Below are 20207 nucleotides of genomic sequence, written 5' to 3'. Positions count from 1 at the left end.
CCTGGGCGCGTGCTGAGACCGAGTGGAGAGCAGTTCACGATCGACGGCGGGGGCTACTCCGCGACGGTGACGGAGAGCGGAGGGTCGCTGCGCCTGCTGTCCTACGAGGGGCGCGACCTCATCGCCCCCTTCGGCGACGACGAGCAGTCCAGCGGCGGCAAGGGACAGCTGCTGGCGCCGTGGCCCAACCGGATCCGGGACGGCCGCTACGAGTTCGGCGGGAAGACCTACCAGCTCGGGCTCTCGGAGGTGTCGCGCAACAACGCCTCCCACGGCCTGGTGCGGTGGGCGCAGTGGCTGCCGATCGACGAGACCAAGGCCTCGATCACCCTCGCCACCCGGCTGATGGCGCAGAGCGGCTACCCGTGGACGCTCGACCTCGAGGTGACCTACGCCGTCGGGCCCGACGGACTCACCGTGACCCAGTCGGCGACCAACCACGCCGGCTCCCCCGCGCCCTTCGCCGTGGGCGCCCACCCCTATCTGACCGTCGGCGACGGACCCGTCGACGGCTGGACGCTCACCCTCCCGGCGCGGACCCGCCTGCTCTCCGACCCGGAGCGCAAGCTGCCCACCACGAGCGAGCCGACGGCCGGGACGGCCCACGACTTCACCTCCGCCAAGCCCATCGGCGATGTCGTGCTCGACCATGCCTTCACCGATCTCGACCGCGGCGAGGACGGGCGGACCACGGTGACGCTCGAAGGCCCCGACGGCGGCGTCGCGCTCTGGGTCGACGAGCACCACCCGTGGCTGATGGTCTACAGCGCCGACGACCAGTCGCCCGCGCGCGGCAGCCTCGCCGTCGAGCCGATGACCGCTCCCCCGGACGCGTTCAACTCCGGCACCGACCTGATCGAGCTGGCTCCCGACGAGCGGTTCGAGGTCGCCTGGGGCATCACCGCGATCTGACCGTCGCGGTCTAGCGGTCGCACTCCAGCAACGACAGGTCGAACGCCTCGGCCATCGCCGCATAGCCGGCGTCGCCGGGGTGGAGGTGGTCCCCGGAGTCGTACGCCGGCAGGAACCGCGCCGGCCGGTCGGGGTCACGCGTGGCGGCGTCGAAGTCGACGACGCCGTCGAACTCGCCGGAGGTGCGGATCCACTCGTTGACCGCGACCCGCACCCGGTCGCGTTCGGGGGTGTAGCGGCTGCCGCCCTCGTACGGCGTCAGGGTCGCGCCGATCACGCAGACGTCCTCGGCGTGCGCCTGCGCGATCAGCTCGCGGTAGGCGTCGGTCAGGTCGGAGGCCTCGTCGGCATCGTCCCAGCGGATGTCGTTGATCCCCTCCAGCAGCACGACCGTGGAGACGCCGGGCTGGTCGAGGACGTCTCGCCGGAAGCGGTCCAGGCCGCGCTGGCCGCCGGTGCTGTCCACGAGGACGCGGTTGGCGGAGATGCCCTCGTTCATCACGCCGAAGCGGCCGGCCAAGCGGCTGCCCGCGATCCGGTCGGCCAGCAGGTCCGGCCAGCGCCGGTCGGCGCCGACGGTGGACCCGTTGCCGTCGGTGATCGAGTCGCCGAAGAGCACCGCGGTCTTCACCCGGCGGGGCTTCTCGACGAGGACGCTCTCGACCCAGTACCAGCGGGAGATCTGCGTCGTGAACGCCGCACCGGACTCCTCGCCGGCGACGTCCGCGCCGGCCGTCCCGGAGACGTAGGAGATCTGCGTCGCCACGTCGTGCCCGGTGATCGGGCCGCTCTCCCCGACGACGTGGAAGCTGACCGCGAGGGTCGTGTCCGCAGGCACGGTCGCGTCGACGGGGTCGCTGAGCGCCTCGGTACCGGGAGCGACGGTGACCCGGTCGGCACCGGCGAAGGTCACCGGCCGGTTCGTGCCGGACACCACCGCGGCACCGACACCGGCCACCCCCACGTGCGCCGAGGCGAAGGTGACCGGACGGTCCCCGAAGGCGTTGGAGAGCGTGATGCGTACGCCGGAGCCACCCAGCGAGGTGTGGACCAGGTTGCGCACCGACAGGTCGGCCAGCCCGGCAGCGCCGGTGGTGCCGCCCACCTCGTCGGCCGACGCGCCCCAGGTGCCGACCGGGTGCGCCGGCGCGGCCTGGGCCGGCACGGTCGAGGCCAGGGTGAGCACGGCTGCCAGCACGGCAAACGCACGAGTCCAGGAGATCACGCGGATACGCTAAGCCGCCGCGTACGTCGCGATCAGCAGGCGCCGCGAGGATTCCCCGAACCGTAGTAAGCGGTTCGCCGGCCGGTCGTCGTCAGGACAGCTCGTCGGCGAGGGTGCGCAGCGTGCGTACGGCCTTCCGCGACGATGCGCCGTCGGAGGCCTGGATGCCGAGGGCGGAGATGTTGTGGCCCGAGGCGAGGTCGATCGTGGGCCAGGGCGCACCGCGCGGGAAGTTGATCGCGAGGATCTCCGCCCACTCCAGGTCGCGGCGCTTGTAGCCGTTGACCACCGTAAGGCCGCTCTCCCGGGCGACGACCCGCGACCGGGTCAGCGCGTGCACGCAGACCACGATCCCGAGACCCACGGCACCGAAGGTGAGCCGCTCGAACATGGTGACCTGGGCCTTGATCTCGGGCGTGAACCCGACCCAGACCATGGTGCACATCACCGCGAGCGCGGCGACGAGGAACCAGCCCATCACGCTGGCGCCGAGCGGGCGCCAGGTGTGCGGCAGCTTCACCGGCAGCTCGGATCCCGTGGACTCAGATCCGGCAGGCATTGATCTCCGTCAGCAGGATCGCACGGGCGCCCACGGCGTAGAGGTCGTCCATCAGCTTCTGCGAGCCCTTGCGCGGCACCATCGCGCGGACCGCGACCCAGCCCTCGCGGTGCAGCGGGCTGACCGTCGGGCCCTCGAGCCCGGGGGTCATCGCGGAGGCCTCGGAGAGGTCCTCGGCGCGGATGTCGTAGTCCATCATCACGTAGCTGCGCGCGATCAGGACGCCGTCGAGCCGCCGCCGGAAGGTCTCGTACGCCGGGGGCAGCTGCGCACCCGACCGGGTGATCACCACGGCCTCGGAGTGCATGATCGGCTCGCCGAAGATCTCCAGGCCGGCCTGGCGCATCGTGGATCCGGTCTCGACCACGTCGGCGATCACGTCGGCGACACCGAGCTGGATCGAGGTCTCCACGGCGCCGTCGAGGCGGGTCACGCTCGCGTCGATCCCCTCGCGCTCCAGGAAGGCGGAGACGACCCCGACGTAGGAGGTCGCGATCCGCTTGCCGCGCAGCTCCTCGACCGAGGTGAACGCGCCGGCACGGCCGGCGAAGTGGAACCGTGACCGGCCGAACCCGAGCCCGACGACCTCGTCGGCCTTCGCGCCGGAGTCGAGGAGCAGGTCACGACCGGTGATGCCGATGTCGAGGGTGCCCTCGCCGACGTAGAGCGCGATGTCGCGCGGGCGCAGGTAGAAGAACTCGACGCCGTTCTCCTCGTCGATGAGGGTCAGGCGCTTGGAGTCGTCGCGCTGGCGGTAGCCCGCCTCGCGCAGCAGCTCGGAGGCGGCGACGGACAGCGAGCCCTTGTTGGGGACGGCGATCCGGAGCATGCCGGTCTCGGTGTTGTCACGCTGGGTCAGGTCAGACATGGGTGATCCCTACAGGTGTGAGTAGACGTCGTCGATGGAGATTCCGCTGGCGAGCATGAGCACCTGGGCGTGGTAGAGCAACTGGGAGATCTCCTCCGCGGTCGCTTCCTTGCCCTCGTACTCGGCCGCCATCCAGGACTCGGCGGCCTCCTCGACCAGCTTCTTCCCGATCGCATGGACCCCGGCGTCGAGCTGTGCCACGGTGCCGGATCCTTCAGGTCGGGTCCGGGCCTTCTCGCTCAGCTCGGCCCAGAGCTCGTCGAACGTCTTCACGAGCGTCAAGCCTAGGCCGTACGCGACCTCGCACCCGAATCGTCTCACCCGAGCGATAGCAGTTCTGCTATGGACAGTCATAGCAGAACTGCGATACCGTCGACGTCGTGAGCACCAACGACGAGGACACCGCGTTCTACGTCGGGATCGCCGCCCAGGTCACCGAGCACCGGGTCGCGCGGGGGCTGTCCCAGCGCGAGCTCGCCGAGCTCTGCGGGACGACCCAGTCGGCGATCGCACGGCTGGAGTCCGGGTCCCGCCCGCCCAAGATCGACACCCTCCTCCGGGTGGCGGCCGCGCTCGACTGCCGCCTCGAGGTCGGCTTCCATGCCCGCACCCGAGCCCACAGGAGCACGCCATGAAGACCCCTATCGCCGCCGACGAGGTCGAGTCGACCCGGAGCGAGCGGTTCCTGGCGGTCGCGCTGACCGCCTTCCTGCTCGTCGGCACCGTCTGGTTCTACGTCAAGGTGGCCGACTGGTGGCCGCTCTACCTGGACTGGGACCAGTGCAACAACGGCGAGTCGCCGTGCAAGATCCCCGGTCACGAGGCGATCCAGATCGGCGTACGCCTCGGCTTCATCATCCTGCTGTGCCTGGTCGGCTTCTGGGTCCTCTACCGGCTGCGCCGCAGCGGCTCACGCTTCCTGCCACTCGGCTTCGCGCTCGCCGCGACCGGGGTGATCATGGCCCTGGTCTTCGCCTTCCACTACACCTTCGAGTACGCCGACTTCGGCCCGCTCATCCTGTCGCTGTTCGGAGCCGCCGGCACCGTGGGCGTGTTCGTCGCTGTCCAGCGTCTGCTGGCCAAGCGGATCCCCGCCATGCGGGTACGCAAGGGCGACTGCCCCTACTGCGGCTACCCCGTCCGCGGCAAGCACTGCGAGGGCTGCGGCCGGGAGACGATCGCCCCGTGCACGACCTGCGAGGCCGACCGCCGGGTCGGCTCGCTGCACTGCGTGGCCTGCGGAGCGGAGTAACCCTCAACCTCAGGGTCAGGGTTTGACCGGGCGTACCGTCGCGCGGTGCAGCTTCATGAACTCCACGTAGCCCGGCGCGTTGAGCTCGAGGATCACGGCCGGGTTGGTGTCGGGCTCGATCGTGCCGCGGATCTTGGCGGGCACGCCCATCACCAGGCTGTGGTCGGGCACCTGGGTCCCCTCGACCACCATCGCGCCGGCTGCGATCAGGCAGCCGTCGCCGATGACCACGGCATCGGAGACGACCGCCCCGTTGCCGATCAGCGAGCCGGTGCCGATCCGGTCGCCGTGCACGACGCAGCCGTGGGCGATCGTGCTGTGCGGGCCCATCTCGAGGGAGGAGCCGGGGCGTACGTGCAGCACCGAGTTGTCCTGGACGTTGGAGCCCTCGCCGATGACGATCGGCCCGACGTCGGCGCGGAGCACGGCGCCGTACCAGACGCTCGCGTTCGGGCCGAGGCGTACGTCACCGATCAGCGTCGCCGTCGGCGCCACCCAGGCGTCGGGGTGGATCTGCGGACTCTTGCCGTCGAACTCGAAGATGTTCATCGGAGCAGAGCCTAGAGGCAGCCGTCAGTGCGTGCCCTCCGGGCTGACGTGGAGCACGACGCTGGTCAGGCGCGGCAGCGCCTCCAGGAGGTGCTCCTCGGCGTGGTGGGCGATGTCGTGCGCGGCGGAGACGGCGAGGTCGGCCGCAACGGTGATGTCGCCGTCGGCGTGGAGCGTGTGCCCGATCCACCGCAGCCTCAGGCTGCGGACCTCGAGGACGCCGTCCACGGTGGCGACGGCCTCCCGCGCCCGGCGGACGTCCTCGGGGGTGACCGCGTCCATCAGCCGGGCGCCGACCTGCTTGAGCGCCGAGCGCAGGACACCGAGGATCGCGACCGCGATCAGCAGACCGATCAGCGGGTCGGCCCACGGCATCCCGACCGCGACCCCGGCGGCGCCGAGGACGACCGCGAGCGAGGTGAAGCCGTCGGTGCGTGCGTGGAGCCCGTCGGCGACCAGGGCCGCCGAGCCGATCTGGCGGCCCACCCGGATCCGGTAGCGGGCGACGATCTCGTTGCCGAGGAAGCCGACCACGCCGGCCGCCGCGACGGCCCAGACGTGCTCCACCTCGCGCGGATGGAACAGCCGGTCGATCGCCTCCCAGCCCGCCAGGATGCTGGACAGCGCGATCATGGCGACGACGAAGAGCCCGGCGAGGTCCTCGGCCCGTCCGTAGCCATAGGTGAAGCGGTCGTTGGCCGGGCGCCGGGCCAGCCAGAACGCCACCAGCAGCGGCACCGCCGTCAGCGCGTCCGCCACGTTGTGGAGCGTGTCCCCCAGCAGCGCCACCGAGCCGGTCAGGCTGACGACGACCGCCTGGATCGCGGCCGTCAGCGCGAGGACACCGAGGCTGATCCACAGCGCCCGCCGGCCACGTACGTCTGCCTCCAGCGCCTCGTCGACCTGGTCCGCGGCATCGTGGGAGTGCGCCCCGAACACGTCCGAGACCGCATGCCGGACCCGAGCCCACCGGCCGTCGTGGTCGTGACTGTGGGCATGGCCGTGTCCGTGACCGTGCCCGCCGGTGTGCTCGTGCGCGCCCGCGTGGTGGTGGTCGTGGTGCAGCGTGTGGGTCATGCCGACTCCTCGGCGGATCGGTGGTGCGCCGGGACCTGGTCGAGAAGATGCTCGACGTGACCGATCGTGTCGAGGACCAGCTGGCGCACGTGCCCGTTCTCCACCCGGTAGAGCACCGAGGTCCCCTCCTTGCGCGTGGTCACCAGCCGAGCCATCCGCATCTTCGCCAGATGCTGCGAGACCCCCGGCACCGGCTTGTCCAGCATGCCCGCGAGTTCCGAGACGGACCGCTCCTCGTCCAGCAACAGCCCCGCCACCTGCAGTCGCGTCGGATCCGCCAGCATCCGCAGCACCTCGACGGCGAGGGTCACTACGTCGTCCCCCCATACCGGAGGTTGCGTATTTGCATGCATGCGCAAATTATAGCGCAACCGTTACCCTCGGTCCCCGATGACCATGACCGAGATCGGCGCCGCCTACGACAGCCGCGCCGCTGAATACATCGACCTCTTCGGCACGATCGACAAGCTCGCCCAGCAGGACCGCGACACGATCACCACCTGGCGGGACAGCACGACCGGCCCCCTGCTGGACGCCGGCTGCGGCCCCGGCCTCTGGAGCCAGGAGCTCGGCACGGGCGGTGCTCGCGACGTCGTGGGGATGGACGCCTCGGCCGAGTTCGTCGCCGCCGCACGAGCGCGCTATCCAGACATCGCCTTCCAGCGAGCGGACCTCGCCGCACTGCCCCTCGCCGACCGGTCGATCGGCGGCATCCTGGCGTGGTACTCGATCATCCACACCCCGCCCTCGGACCTAACGGCGATCCTGAGCGAGTTCGCGCGGGTGCTGACGCCCGGCGGGTCGGCGCTGATCGGCTTCTTCGACGGCGAGCCCGGTGAGGCGTTCGACCACGCCGTGCACACGGCCTACTACTGGTCCGCCGAGGCCCTCGGGGAGCTGCTCACCGCACACGGGTTCGTCGTCGAGCACGCGTCAGCGCGGCAGGACCCCGGGACGCGTCGCCGCCAGGGTGACCTGGTCGCGACACTCCCTGCCTGACCAAACGCCCGCCGAGCCGGCGCAACTGTCCCACCCCAGAACGTCGAGTCGGCGCATCTGCCCCACGCGGCCGGGACAGATGCGCCGACTCGGCCGTTGCTGGCGGGACAGTTGCGCCGACTGGGCGTCAGTAGTGGCGTACGCAGTCGCGCAGCGTGAGCGCGGTCTCCATGGCCGCAGCGGCGGCCTCGTAGCCCTTGTCCTCGCTGGATCCCTCGAGGCCGGCCCGGTCGAGCGCCTGCTCCTCGTTGTCGCAGGTCAGCAGGCCGAAGCCGACGGGGATGAGGTGGTCGATCGCGATCCGGTTCAGGCCGTCGGTGGCGGCCGAGCAGACGTAGTCGAAGTGCGGCGTGCCGCCACGGATGACGACCCCGAGGGCGACGATGGCGTCGTAGCCCGACTTGGCCAGGGCGGCCGCGGCGACCGGGAGCTCGAAGGCGCCCGGGACCCGGACGACCGTCAGGCCGCCGACGTTGGCGTCCTTCAGCGCGCGCTCCGCGCCGTTCAGCAGGCCGGTCATGACCTCGTCGTGCCAGCGCGCGGCCACCACGGCGACGCGCAGGTCGCTCGCGTCGACGACCTCGGGGGTCGGGGCTCCCTTGCCACTCATCGGTTCTCCTCAGACAGATCGGGCAGCGCGTGACCCATCCGGTCACGCTTGGTCAGCAGGTAGGCGAGGTTGTGCTCGTTGGGGCGCGGGGTGAGCGGCACCCGCTCGGCGACCTCGACCCCGTACGCCTCCAGGTTGCTCACCTTCTCAGGGTTGTTGGTGAGCAGGCGCACCGAGTCGATCTTGAGGTCGCGGAGGATCTGCGAGGCGGCGCCGTAGTGGCGCGCGTCGGCAGGCAGGCCCAGGTCGAGGTTGGCGTCGACGGTGTCGCGACCGCCGTCCTGGAGCTGGTAGGCCTGCAGCTTGGCGAGCAGCCCGATCCCGCGGCCCTCGTGCCCGCGCAGGTAGACCACGACGCCGCAGCCGACATCGGCGATCCGCTCGAGCGCCTCGCGCAGCTGCGGTCCGCAGTCGCAGCGGCGCGACCCGAACACGTCCCCGGTCAGGCACTCCGAGTGCACCCGGGCGAGGACCGGGTCGCACCCGGCCACGTCGCCGTGGACGAGCGCGACGTGCTCGACGCCGTCGTCGATGGTGCGGTAGCCGTAGGCGGTGAAGTCACCGAACTCGGTGGGCAGCCGGGTCACCGCCTTGCGCTCGACCAGCACCTCCGTACGCCGCCGGTAGGTGACCAGGTCCTCGATCGAGATCATCGCGAGACCGTGCTCGTCGGCGAACTCGCGCAGCTGCGGGGCGCGCTGCATCGTGCCGTCGTCGTTGACCAACTCGACCAGGGCGCCGGCGGGCTCCAGACCGGCCAGCCGGGTCAGGTCGACGGCGGCCTCGGTGTGGCCGACCCGCACCAGCACTCCCCCGTCGCGGGCCCGCAGCGGGAAGACGTGGCCCGGGCGGGTCAGGTCGCCGGCCACCGACGCCGGCCCGGCCAGCAGCCGGGTGGTGAGCGCCCGGTCGGCCGCCGAGATGCCGGTCGTGACACCTTCGCGGGCGTCGACCGAGACCGCGTACGCCGTCTGCTTGCGGTCCTCGTTGACACGAGTCATCGGGGGCAGCTCGAGGGCGTCGAGCCGGTCGCCCGGCAGCGCCACGCAGATCACGCCCGAGGACCAGCGGATCGCGAACGCCATCACCTCCGGGGTCGCCAGCTCGGCGGAGAAGATCAGGTCGCCCTCGTTCTCCCGGTCCTCGTCATCGACGACCACGACCGGCTTCCCGGCCGCCAGGTCGGCAATCGCGTTCTCGACCGGGTCCAGCCGGACCCCCACGTACTGCTGCTCCGTCATGACCGAACCCCTTCCGGTGAAGTCAGCACGAGCTTCTCCACGTGCTTGGCGATGATGTCGGTCTCGAGGTTGACCTCGTCGCCGACGGCCCGGAACCCGAGCGACGTACGCGCCAGGGTCTCGGGGATGAGGCTGACCGTGAACGAGTCCTCGGTCACGGAGACGACGGTGAGGCTGATCCCGTCCACCGCGATCGAGCCCTTCTCGACGACGTAGCGCGCCAGCTCGGGCGGCAGCGAGATCGTGACGACCTCCCAGTGCTCGCTCGGCTCACGCGAGACGATGCGGCCGACGCCGTCGATGTGCCCCTGGACGATGTGGCCGCCGAGACGGGTGGTCGGGGTGACCGCGCGCTCCAGGTTGACCTGGTCGCCGACCGAGACCGCGTGCAGGCTGGTGCGCTTGAGCGTCTCCAGCATCACGTCCGCCGTCCACTCGCCGGAACCCAGCGTGGCGACCGTCAGGCAGCAGCCGTTGACCGCGATGGAGGCACCCAGCTCGGCGTCCGACAGCACCGTGGTGGCGGAGATGGTCAGGCGTACGGCGTCGCCCTGGTCCTCGATCCCGGCGACGGTGCCGAGCTCCTCAACAATCCCGGTGAACATCACTGCTCCCCTTTCTGTGGCTCCAAGATGAAGCGCACGTTCGGCTCCTCGCCCGGCGCGGCTGGTGCGAGCACGTCGACAGAACGCACCCGCGGCCGGAAGGCGTCGGAGATGGTGGTGATCCCGAGATCGGCGACGGCCGAGCGGCCCGCGCCGAGCAGGAACGGGGCGACGTAGACGACGATCTCGTCCACGAGCCCCGCGTCCAGGAAGGCCGCGGCCAGCGTCGGCCCGCCCTCGAGAAAGACATGGCGGCGCTCCCGCTCCCACAAGGCGGCCAGCGCCGAGTGCGGGTCGCGGGTGCGCAGGTGCAGCGAGGGCGCCTGGGCGTCGAAGATCCGGCGGTCCTCGGGCAGGTCGCGCTCCCCCATGACGACCCGCAGCGGCTGTACGCCGACCGGCCGGTCCTCCAGGTCGCGCACCGTCAGCGCGGGGTCGTCGACGGCGACGGTGTTGGCGCCGACCAGCATCGTGTCGCTCAGCGCCCGCAGCTTGTGGGTGTCGAGCCGCGCGGCCCGCGACGAGACCCAGCGCGAGGTGCCGTCGGCGGCGGCGCTGCGCCCGTCGAGCGTGGTGGCGAACTTCCAGGTGACGTAGGGGCGCTGCAGCTCGGCCGCCCGGGTCCAGACCCGGTTGAGCTCGCGGGCCTCGGCGGCGTACAGGCCCTGCTCGACCTCGACGCCCGCCTGCTTCAGCGTGGCGGCGCCGCCGGCGGCGACCGGGTTGGGGTCGGACTGGGCGTAGACGACGCGGGCGACGCCGGCCTCGATCAGCGCCTGCGAGCAGGGGCCGGTGCGACCGGTGTGGTTGCACGGCTCCAGGGTGACCACCGCGGTCGCCCCGCGGGCGGCCTCCCCGGCCTTGGCCAGGGCGTCGACCTCGGCGTGCGGGGTGCCGGGGCCGCGGTGGTAGCCCTCGGCGATCATCGACCCGTCCGCCCCCAGGAGTACGCAGCCCACCCGTGGGTTGGGATAGGTGGCAGGTCCCGGCGCGCCGATCGCAGCGGCCAGGTCCAGGGCGCGACGCATCGCCCCCGGCTCCGGGTCACGCTGGTCCAAGCACTTCATCTGATCCCCTCTGGTCCGTCTCACGGACTCCGGGGTCAGGCCGAGACATCGCGCCGCGCCCTGGTCTCAGGGCGGTCACGACGAATCGGGCTGCGTGCGTCTTCCCATCCGGACTTTAACCGTCGGTCCAGGATTCTCACCTGGTCAACCGATGACTGGCTGCCATCGGGTCGCGGACTTCTGGACCTCTGATCCAGTCACCGCCGGCTCGGAATTTCACCGACCCCAGAGCACGCGAGCACAAGCTCGTCTGAAACCAGTGTGCCACACGGGTGGCATGAGGCCCGATCAGGCGTCAGAGGCTGAGACGGCCTTGTCCCGCAGCGCGTTGACCATCGCGTCCGGGTCGTCGGCCGAGTAGACCGCGGAGCCGGCGACGAAGACGTCGGCCCCAGCCTCGGCGCAGCGCTCGATGGTCTCCAGGGACACCCCGCCGTCGACCTGCAGCCAGGTCTCGACGCCGTGCTTGTCCATCATCGACCGCGCCCGGCGGATCTTCGGCAGCACCAGGTTGAGGAACTTCTGCCCACCGAACCCGGGCTCGACGGTCATCAGCAGCACCATGTCGAGCTCGGCCAGCATGTCCTCGTAGGGCTCGATCGGGGTCGCCGGCTTGAGCGCCATCGAGGCGCGGGCACCCTTCGCCCGGATCTCGCGGGCCAGCCGCACCGGGGCCTTGGTGGCCTCGACGTGGAACGTCACCGAGCCGCAGCCGGCCTCGACGTAGGCCGGGGCCTCGCGGTCGGCGTTCTCGATCATCAGGTGGGCATCCAGCGGCACCGAGGTGGACCGAGCGATCGCCTCGACCATCGTCGGCCCGAAGGTCAGGTTGGGCACGAAGTGGTTGTCCATCACGTCGACATGGATCCAGTCGGCGCTGGGGATCCGGGCGACCTCGGCCCCGAGGGCTGCGAAGTCGGCGTTGAGGATGGACGGAGTGATCTGGATGTGGCCCACGAAGGCACCCTAGATGATGCCGAGGGCTCAGAGGTCGGCCAGGTCGGCGTAGGTCAGCCCCTCCAGCGTGTCGCGGAAGACCCGGCGCTCGCCGGGGGCGACGGGGACGTGGTTCTCGACGACCAGGACCGTGCAGCCGGCGGCCTCGGCGGAGCGGGCACCGGTGTTGGAGTCCTCGACCGCGATGGTGTCCTCGGCCGCGACACCGAGGGCGGCAGCCGCGGTCAGATAGGGCTCGGGATGGGGCTTGCCGTTGCGGACCATGTCGCCGGTGACGATCACCTTGAAGGTGCCCTCGGGCAGCTCCTGGAGGATCGGGCCGACGAAGCGGGCGTACGACATCGTCACCAGCGCGCACGGCACCCCCTGCTCGACCAGGTCGGTGAGCAGCTCCCGTGCCCCCGGGCGCCACGGCACCTCACGCTCGACCTGCTCGACGACGCCGTCGAGGAGCATCTCGACGATCTCCTCCGGCTCGTGCGGAAGCCCCATCCCCTCCTTGATCAGCCGCGCAGACTCGACCAGTGCGTTGCCGACCAGCTCCATCGCCTGCTCCTCGGACCAGGTCGCCCCGAAGCGCTCGGCGATCGCGTACTCCGCGGCGATCCAGTAGGGCTCGGTGTCGACCAGGGTGCCGTCCATGTCCAGCAGGACCGCGGCCGGGAACTGCCTGGACGGGTCGGCAGGTGCTCGGTTCGTGTTCAGCGGAGCCTCCGGTGGAACGAGATCGGGTCGCGATGCGGGACCAACACTAGGGCCTGCCCAGCGGAGGGAGATCAGGGGCGGACGGCGGTTCAGAGAAGGCCGGCGATCAGACCTGCGGCGCGATCGGCGCCGTCGGTCTCGACCGGCCTGCTGCGGGGCTCACGACCGATCTCGTCGGTGATCGCTCGCGCGAGCGTGTCCGGGGTGAGGTCGTGGTACTCGAGACAGCGGCCCGCGCCGTACTGCTCGAGACGGTGCCGGACGTGGATGTTCTGCTCGAAGTGGTGGCGCAGCGGCACGTAGACGAACGGCGTGCCGGCAGCGGTCAGCTCCATCGTCGTGGTCAGCCCGCCCTGCACCACGGCAAGATCGCAGGCGCCGAGGAGGCGGTAGAGGTCGGGAACGAAGCCGAGCACCTCGAAGCCGGGGCGCGCTCGGACGACGCCGGTGTCCAGGCGCGGGCCCGTCACGACGATCACCCGAAGGTCCGGCACGGCCGCGCGGGCGGCGTCGTACGCCCCTTCCACCCGGCGGAGCAGGTGGCTGCCGACTCCGGACCCACCGACCGTGACCACGCAGACCCGCTCGTCGGGTCGCCAGCCGAGCTCCTGTCGCAGCCGTGCCTTGTCGGCGATCGAGCCGGGGTCGATGCCGGTGACGTAGCCGCTGAAGTCGTAGTGCTGCCGCGTCCAGGCCGAGATCTCGGGCAGACCGTCGCCGAAGCGCCCGGGCACGACGTCCGCGGGGTTTCCGACGAAGATCGCCCGGTCGCGAAGGCGCGGACTGCGCGCGATGTGCTCGAGCATCTCGGCGTTGTGATCGGCGGTGACGAAGCGTGCCCGCTCGTCGTCGTCGGGCATCGGGAGGAAGCCGACGAAGTCGGTCAGCCACACGTAGCCGAATCGTTTGAGCTCGGGGTTCTCGTGCAGGAAGTGGTCGACGTCCCAGGCCTCGTCCCCGACGACGAGGTCGTAGTGCTCGTCGCGGACGACGTCATCGAAGACCATGAAGTTGTTGACCAGGACCTCGTCCATGCGCCGCATCGCGTCGAAGACGTGCAGGTCGTGCTCACCCGACTCCTCCTCGATGTGGCGCGACTCGTTGGCGAGCCACCTGCTGGCGGGATGGACCCGTTCGCCGGCCGCCTCGAGGACCCTCGTCACCGGATGCTGGGCGAGCCAGTCGACCTGTACGTCCTCGTGCCGTTTCCGGAGCGCCTGCGCGATGGCCAGGTCGCGGCGGGCGTGCCCGAGCCCGATGGGCGAGGAGAGGTAGAGGACCTTCTTCGGACGGTGGGACGCGCGTACCCAGGTGCGGCTCACCGGCGGCGGAGGCTGGACCGCGTCCGCGAAGTCCTTGATCAGGTGGTTGATCTTGACCGGGTCGCGGCCGACCACGCCGTGGCCGCTGCCCTCGAGCAGCACGAGCGACCCGCCGGTGAGCTCGACGAGGCGCTCGCTGATCGCGACCGGCCGGATCTGGTCGTCGGTCCCGTGGATCGCGAGAACCGGGCACCGTACGCGACCGCAGATCTCCTCCACAGAGGCGCAGAGCACCCCGTCGCACCCGAGGCGCGCCGCGGTGGCGTCGACCACGACCTGGGGCGTCGTCTCGTGCGCCCAGGCGATGCAGTCCTCGATCTGCTTGGTCGAGTGCGGCTCGGGGAACATCTTGGCGAAGAAGAACTCGAGGAAGTCGTCGTAGCCGCCCTCAAGCCAGTGGTAGCGGTTGTACTTCGCCCACCCGTCGGTGGTGTCGAGGCGGGCGTCCCAGACGAAGGCGTCCCGTTCCTGGACGATCGGGAAGCCGCAGGCGGCCCCGATCGCGACCAGCCCGGCCACCCGGTCCGGGTGTTCCGCGGCCAGGTGCAGGCTCCACGTGACCCCGCACGACAGCCCCACGACGACGGCGCGATCGGTGCCGGTGGCGTCGAGGACGGCGAGGGCGTCCGCGGCGTACGCCTCGTTCGTGTACGCCGCGGCGCCCTCCGGCCGGTCGGACCGCCCGTTGCCACGCCCGTCGAAGGTCACGACCCGGAAGTGCCGTGCCAGGTAGCCGATCTGCGCCTTCCAGGACCGGGAGTGGATGATCGTCCAGGTCGGCATCAGCAGGATGGTGCGGTCGCCCGGGCCGGCGGTCTCCGCGCCGTAGACCTCGTAGTGGACCTTGACGCCGTCGGTCTCGACGTAGCCGTCGGCGTCGGGCTCGCGTGCCCTCATGGCCCCAGTGTGACCCGGCCGGGCCCGGTCGCGCCGGACTTCGGCCGGGGAACGCACCGCGTGGGCCTCGTGCTCACGGCCGGACCTCGTAGACACGGTTGAACGGAGTCTCGGCCACGGCCTCGAACCGGCTGAACCCGGCCGCGATCGTGACGTCGCGGATCCGGGCCGGGCCGGCCTGGGTCCCCAGCGCGAGCCCGACGTCCTGGGCGAGGGAGCTCGGCGTGCAGAGCAGGGTGGAGAAGCCGTAGTAGGCGCGACCGACCGGGTGCAGGTTGTCCTCGACGTGGTCGCCGGCGACGGGCTCGACGACCATCCAGGTGCCGTCCTCGGCCAGGGACTCCCGAACGTGCCGCGCCGCCCCGACCGGGTCGCCCATGTCGTGCAGGCAGTCGAACATGGTGACCAGGTCGTAGTCGCTGCCGCCGAAACCGGATGCGGAGGCGACCTCGAACCTCACCCGGTCCGCAACGCCTGCCGCCGCCGCACGCTCGCGGGCGGTCGCGATCGACGCGTCGTGGTAGTCCCACCCGATGAAGCGCGAGTCCGGGAAGGCCTGCGCCATCAGGATCGTCGAGGCGCCGTGGCCGCAGCCCACGTCGGCGACCGTCGCACCGCGCTGGAGCTTCTCCACGACGCCGTCGAGGGCGGGAAGCCACTCGGCGGTCAGGTGGGCGTTGTAGCTCGGCCGGAAGAACCGCTCGCAGCCGACGTGGACGTCCGAGTCGTGCTCGTGCCATCCGTAGCCGCCGCCGTTGCGCGCGGCCTCGAGGATGTGCGAGGCGTCGCGGACGGTGCCGAGAGCGATCTGGAACATGCCGGGCAGGAAGGCCGGGCTGTCCTCGACGGTCAACGCCACCGCGTGCTCCTGCGGGAGCGTGAACCGGCCGGTCGCCGGGTCATAGGTGACGTACGAGCCGGCGGCCTGGGCGGCGAGCCACTCGCGGGCGTACGGCTCGCCGGTGGCGGTCCGGCCGGCGAGCTCCGCCGGCGTGCTCGGCCCGTTGGCCGCGAGGTCGCGGTAGTAGCCGAGCTTGTCGCCCATCACCACCAGGGCGGCGTTCAGGGTGGCACCGACCTCGTCCACCGCGCGGAAGACGAAGGCCATCAGCTTGTCCATGTCGATCTCGACCTCGTTCGTGCCCGGGGTCATGGCGTCATCAGTGGTAGTCATGGCGGGAACGCTAGGAACGCTCGGCATGTCCTCGCGTCAGGTGCCCCACCTAGTCCTGCCCGGGTACCCAGGACCAGGTAGGAGGCCGTTCGAGCGCGGAGCGGGCGCCGGAGCCGGTTCCTAGACTCACCACCGTGCTCATCGGACGAGAGGCCGAGCAGCGGGTCGTGGACCAGCTGTTCGCCGGAGCGAGGATCGGCCGCGGTGGTGCCCTGGCGGTCCTCGGCGAGCCGGGCGTCGGCAAGACGGCGCTGCTCGACGATGCGCTCGAGCGTCTGGAAGGCGTCCGCGTGCTGCGCACGACCGGTACGGAGGCGGAGCAGGACCTCGCGTTCGCCGGGCTCCACCTGCTGCTCCGTCCGACGCTCCCTCTCATCGACGCGCTGCCCGCCCCGCAGGCGGCCGCGCTGAGCAGCGCACTCGCTCTCGAGACGGCGACCGCCGGCGACCGGTTCGCCATCGGCGCAGCCACCCTCGCGCTGTTGTGCCGGTACGCCGAGCAGGCTCCGATCGCGGTCGTCGTCGACGACCTCCAGTGGCTCGACCGCCCGTCGGCCGAGGCCCTCGCCTTCGCTGCCCGCCGGCTCGACGCGGACCCCGCCGTCGTCCTGCTCGCCGGCCGATCGGGAGCGTGCGACGGCCTCGTCGACGGCCTCGACGTGCTGGAGCTGTCAGGCCTGAACCCGGTGGCGTCGGGTGACCTCGTGCGGTCTCTGGAGGCCGTCCCGCCGACCGAGGAGCAGGTGGCCCGGCTCTTCGCCGCGACCGGCGGCAACCCGCTTGCCCTTCTCGAGCTCGGCCGCAACATCGAGCTCCTCGACGACCGGGCCCCGGGGCTCCCGCCCGCGCTGCCCGCCGCGCTCGCGGCCGCCTTCTCCCGGCGTCTGGCCGAGCTCGACCAGGGGTCCCGGACCGCCCTGCTCGCCGCCGTGGTCACCAACGGCGACCTCCACCTCACGGGAGAGGTCTGCAAGCGACTCGGTCTCGACGTCTCCGGTCTCGGTGCCGCCGAGCGTGCCGGGCTGGTCGTGGTGACGAGCAGCCGCATCGACGTACGGCACCCACTCGTCCGCGCGGCTGTGTACGCGGAGGCCGACGAGACTCTTCGCCGGGCCGTCCATCTCGCCGTGGCCGACCTGCTGCCGGACGACGCGGAGCGTCGGGCGTGGCACCTGGCGGAGGCGACCTGGGGTCCCGACCCGGAGGTGTCGGAGCTGCTCGAAGCCGCCGCCGACAGCGCGAGCGCCCGCACGGCGTACACCGTGGCGAGCACCGCCTACGAGCGCGCGGCACGGCTGAGCACCGACACCGACCGGTGGCACGTCCTGCTCTGCGAGGCCGCCGAGGCAGCCTGGACCGGAGGGCTCCACGACCGAGCGGTCGCCCTCCTCGACGAGATCGACACCCGGCACGTCCCGGACGACACCCGCTCGCGCACGCTCCGAATCCGGGCGCAGATCGCGGCACGGAGCGGGTCCGTCGCCGACGCGGTCGACATCCTCGAGCGCGCGGCGCCGGACGCGCCGACACCCGACGACACGGTGTTCCTCCTGGCCGAGGCGCTCCACGCTGCCTTCTACCTGGCCGACGCGGCGGTGTCGACGCGCCTCGCCACCGCGCTGCTGGACGCGGTCGCGGCGGCCGAGTCGCCCCGCGCCCGCGCCATCGGGCTCGCTGCGGCGGGGATGGCGAAGGTGCTCAGCGGCAAGGGCGGGTTGGAGGAGATCCAGCTGTCGGTGCCGCTGCTGGCCGCGCACGCCGACCCGGCCGAGCACCCCGAGGCGCTGCCGTGGCTGCTGACGACGCCGTTGTTCCTCCGCGACGCGGAGACCGGTGCCAACCTGCGCCGGATCGTCGACGACGTCCGGTCCCGGATGGGCGTCGGCCTGCTGCCCAACGTCCTGTTCCACGTCGCCCGGGACCAGGCGACGTCCACCGCCTGGTCCCGGGCCGCAGCCAACTACGAGGAGGCGATCCGGCTCGCCCGGGAGACCGGTCAGGGCACGGACCTCGCCATGTCCCTCGCCGGGCTCGCCTGGCTCGAGTCCCGACAGGGTCGGGGCGACGCCTGTCGGGAGCATGCGGCCGAGGCCGTCCGACTGTGCACCCAACGGGGCATCCGCATGGGCGAGGTCTGGTGCCTCTATGCCGTCGGCGACCTCGAGCTCGCGGAGGGCGATCCCCGAGCCGCCACGAAGACGTTCCTCGACCTCTCGCGACGGCTCGACGCATGGGGCATCGCCGACCCCGACCTCTCCCCCGGCGCCGAGCTGGTGGATGCCCTGCTCCGCCTCGGCCGCCCCGCCGACGCGGAGGCCGAGGCCCGGCGGTACGCGGCCGCAGCACGCGCGAAGGGTCGGCCCTGGTCGATCGCGCGGGCGCACCGGGCGCTGGGAACCGTGGCGGACCAGCGGTCCTTCGACGAGCACTTCGAGGCCGCCCTCGAAGGTCACGCCGACACCCGTGACCTCTTCGAGGCCGCACGGACCCACCTCGCGTACGGCGGCCGGCTCCGGCGCGCGGGACGCCGCGTCGATGCCCGCGCACACCTGCGTACCGCGCTCGAGTCCTTCGACGACCTCGGCGCAGACCCGTGGGCCCGGACCACCGCGGCCGAGCTGGAGGCGACCGGCGAGAAGGTGGCGCGGCGGGAGGCGTCGGGAGCGGCGTCCCTGACACCGCAGGAGCTGCAGGTGTCTCTGCTCCTCGCCGAGGGCCGCACGACTCGCGAGACCGCGGCCGCGCTCTTCCTCAGCCCGAAGACCGTCGAGTACCACCTGCGGAAGGTCTACACGAAGCTGGACATCCACTCCCGCGCCGAGCTCGCCGAGCAGCTCCTCGGTTCGTGAGAATCAGCGCTGACCACGTCAGCGGACGTACTCGTCGAAGGTCCGCTGGCCGAGGAACGGGGCGACGTGCTGGGCGAGGATCCCGACCGGGACGGTCTCACGCTTGAGGACGCCGTACTCCTCGGGCCAGCTGCCGTCGCGGGGCAGCTTGAAGGAGCCCATCAGCATGTCGATCACCGGCAGGTGGATGGCGTAGTTGCGGTCCCAGTAGTCGAGGTGCCGGGCGTGGTGCCAGTGGTGGTAGCGCGGCAGCACGATCAGGTACTCGAGGAGGCCGAACCGGATGCCGAGGTTGGCGTGGGCGACGACCGCCTGGATCCCGACGAGCACGGCGTACGCGTTGACGACCGAGGTCGAGAAGCCGAGGAACAGCAGCGGCAGCAGCACGATGCTGCGGGTCAGCACGGTCTCGACGAAGTGCACCCGGGAGCCGGCCAGCCAGTCGAGCTCGGGGCTGGAGTGGTGCACCGCGTGGAAGCGCCACAGCACCATGATCCGGTGGTAGCAGCGGTGCAGCACCGCCTGGGCGAGGTCGGCGAGGAAGACCGCGAGCAGGAACGCCGCCACGAACGGCAGGTCCTGGATCCAGGACTGGACGCCGGGGACCTTCACCGTGGAGACCACCAGCGACGTCGAGGTGGTGACCAGGATCAGGATGAGCTGGACGAGCACGTGGCTCATGAAGAAGTAGCACGCGTCGGTGCGCCAGCCGGGCCGGAAGACCGGCACCGGGCGACGGGCGAAGGCGTGCTCGAGCGGGATGAAGACCAGCGCGGAGAAGAACAGGGCGAGGACGAACCAGTCGAGGCCGAGCGAGAAGGGCGTGTCCTTCACCGGGCCGTCGAACGGGACCTCGGTGCCGCCGAGCAGCACCGCCACGGTCGCCGTGCCGACACCGGTGAACGCCATCCGCCTGTGCTGGTCGCGCAGCACCGCGATCGTCCCGGCGAAGAAGGCCGCCGCCAGGCCGATCAGCAGCAGCGTACGGGCGAAGTCCTCGGTGTAGATCGCGCGGAACTCGCGGCTGGTCAGCAGCTCGGGGAAGTGGAAGCAGAGCACCGTGGCGAGGCTCAGGACGCCCAGGAAGCACGAGGTGGCGGGGGCGAGCAGGTGGTGGCGCAGCAGGGACGTGGACATGCCAGAAATTCTGGCCGTCGGCGCGCTGCCGGCGCCTGAGCCGGGGTACTCAATTCGAGCTCGCGCTAGGCCCGGGTTGTCGCCGGCGACCGCCCACGCTGTCGCCTCCGACACGATCGCGCCACCGGGCCTGTCGCCGCTCGCGACGGCGGCCCGGCGGGGTTAACGTCGACAACGAGGCGAGGCCGCCCGGCGCGCCCGC

At 71.5% G+C, this 20207-nt stretch carries 21 protein-coding genes and 1 riboswitch; of the genes, 5 read left to right on the top strand and 16 right to left on the bottom strand.

The features are described from left to right. The first annotated feature begins 9 nt into the window (after positions 1-9). Positions 10-912 (top strand): aldose 1-epimerase family protein, encoded by a 903-nt coding sequence (locus tag ACWZJV_RS27575; protein ID WP_457179655.1) that lies wholly within the window; start codon positions 10-12, stop codon positions 910-912. 10 nt (positions 913-922) lie between these two features. Here the strand turns inward: ACWZJV_RS27575 and ACWZJV_RS27570 are convergent, their stop codons facing one another. From ACWZJV_RS27570 to ACWZJV_RS27555, 4 genes are all read right to left on the bottom strand, one after another. Continuing rightward, on the bottom strand, positions 923-2137 hold the full coding sequence (locus ACWZJV_RS27570; protein WP_457179654.1) for an SGNH/GDSL hydrolase family protein: 1215 nt from the start codon (positions 2135-2137) through the stop codon (positions 923-925). 91 nt (positions 2138-2228) lie between these two features. Continuing rightward, positions 2229-2696 (bottom strand): PH domain-containing protein, encoded by a 468-nt coding sequence (locus tag ACWZJV_RS27565; RefSeq protein WP_457179653.1) that lies wholly within the window; start codon positions 2694-2696, stop codon positions 2229-2231. Continuing rightward, complete coding sequence (gene hisG / locus ACWZJV_RS27560) at positions 2680-3525, bottom strand: ATP phosphoribosyltransferase (protein WP_457182006.1); 846 nt, start codon at positions 3523-3525, stop codon at positions 2680-2682. Before hisG ends, ACWZJV_RS27565 begins: the two co-directional genes overlap by 17 nt. A gap of 48 nt (positions 3526-3573) precedes the next feature. Next, complete coding sequence (locus ACWZJV_RS27555; RefSeq protein ID WP_008359350.1) at positions 3574-3837, bottom strand: phosphoribosyl-ATP diphosphatase; 264 nt, start codon at positions 3835-3837, stop codon at positions 3574-3576. A gap of 107 nt (positions 3838-3944) precedes the next feature. Between ACWZJV_RS27555 and ACWZJV_RS27550 the strand changes: the two genes are divergently transcribed. Next, positions 3945-4199 (top strand): helix-turn-helix domain-containing protein, encoded by a 255-nt coding sequence (locus ACWZJV_RS27550; protein ID WP_008359349.1) that lies wholly within the window; start codon positions 3945-3947, stop codon positions 4197-4199. Continuing rightward, a complete protein-coding gene (locus ACWZJV_RS27545; protein WP_457179652.1) occupies positions 4196-4816 on the top strand; it encodes a hypothetical protein in 621 nt (206 codons plus the stop codon). Before ACWZJV_RS27550 ends, ACWZJV_RS27545 begins: the two co-directional genes overlap by 4 nt. Positions 4817-4831: 15 nt before the next feature. On the opposite strand, the gene ACWZJV_RS27540 is transcribed toward ACWZJV_RS27545, so the two are convergent. The 3 genes from ACWZJV_RS27540 to ACWZJV_RS27530 are packed head-to-tail and all read right to left on the bottom strand — an operon-like array spanning position 4832 to position 6753. Then, entirely contained in the window at positions 4832-5365 is a 534-nt protein-coding gene (locus tag ACWZJV_RS27540; protein WP_008359344.1) for a gamma carbonic anhydrase family protein, read from the bottom strand. A 24-nt stretch (positions 5366-5389) separates the two neighbouring features. Continuing rightward, positions 5390-6442 carry a cation diffusion facilitator family transporter gene (locus ACWZJV_RS27535; RefSeq protein ID WP_457179651.1) on the bottom strand — a complete coding sequence of 351 codons (1053 nt, stop codon included), beginning with the start codon at positions 6440-6442 and terminating at the stop codon, positions 5390-5392. After that, positions 6439-6753, bottom strand: coding sequence for an ArsR/SmtB family transcription factor (locus tag ACWZJV_RS27530; protein ID WP_457179650.1), 315 nt, complete (start codon positions 6751-6753; stop codon positions 6439-6441). The genes ACWZJV_RS27535 and ACWZJV_RS27530 overlap by 4 nt, the downstream gene beginning before the upstream one ends. 79 nt (positions 6754-6832) lie before the next feature. Between ACWZJV_RS27530 and ACWZJV_RS27525 the strand changes: the two genes are divergently transcribed. Further along, on the top strand, positions 6833-7441 hold the full coding sequence (locus ACWZJV_RS27525; protein ID WP_457179649.1) for a class I SAM-dependent methyltransferase: 609 nt from the start codon (positions 6833-6835) through the stop codon (positions 7439-7441). A gap of 127 nt (positions 7442-7568) precedes the next feature. Here the strand turns inward: ACWZJV_RS27525 and ribH are convergent, their stop codons facing one another. The 8 genes from ribH to ACWZJV_RS27485 form a co-directional block, all read right to left on the bottom strand. Then, the gene (gene ribH / locus ACWZJV_RS27520; RefSeq protein WP_457179648.1) at positions 7569-8051 is read right to left on the bottom strand and encodes a 6,7-dimethyl-8-ribityllumazine synthase; all 483 of its coding nucleotides are present in this window, start codon (positions 8049-8051) and stop codon (positions 7569-7571) included. After that, positions 8048-9292, bottom strand: a complete 1245-nt coding sequence (locus ACWZJV_RS27515) for a bifunctional 3,4-dihydroxy-2-butanone-4-phosphate synthase/GTP cyclohydrolase II (protein ID WP_457179647.1) — start codon at positions 9290-9292, stop codon at positions 8048-8050. Before ACWZJV_RS27515 ends, ribH begins: the two co-directional genes overlap by 4 nt. Further along, a complete protein-coding gene (locus ACWZJV_RS27510) occupies positions 9289-9897 on the bottom strand; it encodes a riboflavin synthase (protein ID WP_457179646.1) in 609 nt (202 codons plus the stop codon). The genes ACWZJV_RS27515 and ACWZJV_RS27510 overlap by 4 nt, the downstream gene beginning before the upstream one ends. Then, positions 9897-10964: a bifunctional diaminohydroxyphosphoribosylaminopyrimidine deaminase/5-amino-6-(5-phosphoribosylamino)uracil reductase RibD gene (ribD, locus tag ACWZJV_RS27505; RefSeq protein WP_457179645.1), complete on the bottom strand. Its 1068-nt coding sequence runs from the start codon at positions 10962-10964 to the stop codon at positions 9897-9899. Before ribD ends, ACWZJV_RS27510 begins: the two co-directional genes overlap by 1 nt. Before the next feature lie 90 nt (positions 10965-11054). Then, positions 11055-11202, bottom strand: a riboswitch (FMN riboswitch). A gap of 50 nt (positions 11203-11252) precedes the next feature. Next, positions 11253-11921 (bottom strand): ribulose-phosphate 3-epimerase, encoded by a 669-nt coding sequence (gene rpe, locus ACWZJV_RS27500; protein ID WP_457179644.1) that lies wholly within the window; start codon positions 11919-11921, stop codon positions 11253-11255. Positions 11922-11948: 27 nt separating this feature from the next. After that, positions 11949-12626 (bottom strand): HAD family hydrolase, encoded by a 678-nt coding sequence (locus ACWZJV_RS27495; protein WP_457182005.1) that lies wholly within the window; start codon positions 12624-12626, stop codon positions 11949-11951. An 89-nt stretch (positions 12627-12715) separates the two neighbouring features. Continuing rightward, positions 12716-14845 (bottom strand): alpha/beta fold hydrolase, encoded by a 2130-nt coding sequence (locus tag ACWZJV_RS27490; RefSeq protein WP_457179643.1) that lies wholly within the window; start codon positions 14843-14845, stop codon positions 12716-12718. A gap of 73 nt (positions 14846-14918) precedes the next feature. Continuing rightward, positions 14919-16019 carry a class I SAM-dependent methyltransferase gene (locus ACWZJV_RS27485; RefSeq protein ID WP_457179642.1) on the bottom strand — a complete coding sequence of 367 codons (1101 nt, stop codon included), beginning with the start codon at positions 16017-16019 and terminating at the stop codon, positions 14919-14921. Between the two features lie 134 nt (positions 16020-16153). Here ACWZJV_RS27485 and ACWZJV_RS27480 point away from each other — a divergent pair, with 134 nt between their 5' ends. Continuing rightward, complete coding sequence (locus tag ACWZJV_RS27480; RefSeq protein ID WP_457179641.1) at positions 16154-18868, top strand: ATP-binding protein; 2715 nt, start codon at positions 16154-16156, stop codon at positions 18866-18868. A gap of 18 nt (positions 18869-18886) precedes the next feature. On the opposite strand, the gene ACWZJV_RS27475 is transcribed toward ACWZJV_RS27480, so the two are convergent. Further along, entirely contained in the window at positions 18887-20005 is a 1119-nt protein-coding gene (locus tag ACWZJV_RS27475) for a sterol desaturase family protein (protein ID WP_457179640.1), read from the bottom strand. Between the last annotated feature and the right edge of the window lie 202 nt (positions 20006-20207).

It is taken from the genome of Nocardioides sp. WG-D5 (assembly GCF_054031175.1).
The sequence above is the reverse complement of the archived record's forward strand: the minus strand, read 5'-3'. Positions and strand labels throughout refer to the sequence as shown.

Bases quoted from the DNA above. Each gene is read 5' to 3' on its own strand.
- ACWZJV_RS27565 (WP_457179653.1), bottom strand. From the start codon at position 2,696: ATGCCTGCCGGATCTGAGTCCACGGGATCCGAGCTGCCGGTGAAGCTG.
- hisG (WP_457182006.1), bottom strand. From the start codon at position 3,525: ATGCTCCGGATCGCCGTCCCCAACAAGGGCTCGCTGTCCGTCGCCGCC.
- ACWZJV_RS27545 (WP_457179652.1), top strand. From the start codon at position 4,196: ATGAAGACCCCTATCGCCGCCGACGAGGTCGAGTCGACCCGGAGCGAG.
- ACWZJV_RS27540 (WP_008359344.1), bottom strand. From the start codon at position 5,365: ATGAACATCTTCGAGTTCGACGGCAAGAGTCCGCAGATCCACCCCGAC.
- ACWZJV_RS27535 (WP_457179651.1), bottom strand. From the start codon at position 6,442: ATGACCCACACGCTGCACCACGACCACCACCACGCGGGCGCGCACGAG.
- ACWZJV_RS27525 (WP_457179649.1), top strand. From the start codon at position 6,833: ATGACCATGACCGAGATCGGCGCCGCCTACGACAGCCGCGCCGCTGAA.
- ribH (WP_457179648.1), bottom strand. From the start codon at position 8,051: ATGAGTGGCAAGGGAGCCCCGACCCCCGAGGTCGTCGACGCGAGCGAC.
- ACWZJV_RS27515 (WP_457179647.1), bottom strand. From the start codon at position 9,292: ATGACGGAGCAGCAGTACGTGGGGGTCCGGCTGGACCCGGTCGAGAAC.
- ACWZJV_RS27510 (WP_457179646.1), bottom strand. From the start codon at position 9,897: ATGTTCACCGGGATTGTTGAGGAGCTCGGCACCGTCGCCGGGATCGAG.
- ribD (WP_457179645.1), bottom strand. From the start codon at position 10,964: ATGAAGTGCTTGGACCAGCGTGACCCGGAGCCGGGGGCGATGCGTCGC.
- ACWZJV_RS27490 (WP_457179643.1), bottom strand. From the start codon at position 14,845: ATGAGGGCACGCGAGCCCGACGCCGACGGCTACGTCGAGACCGACGGC.
- ACWZJV_RS27485 (WP_457179642.1), bottom strand. From the start codon at position 16,019: ATGACTACCACTGATGACGCCATGACCCCGGGCACGAACGAGGTCGAG.
- ACWZJV_RS27475 (WP_457179640.1), bottom strand. From the start codon at position 20,005: ATGTCCACGTCCCTGCTGCGCCACCACCTGCTCGCCCCCGCCACCTCG.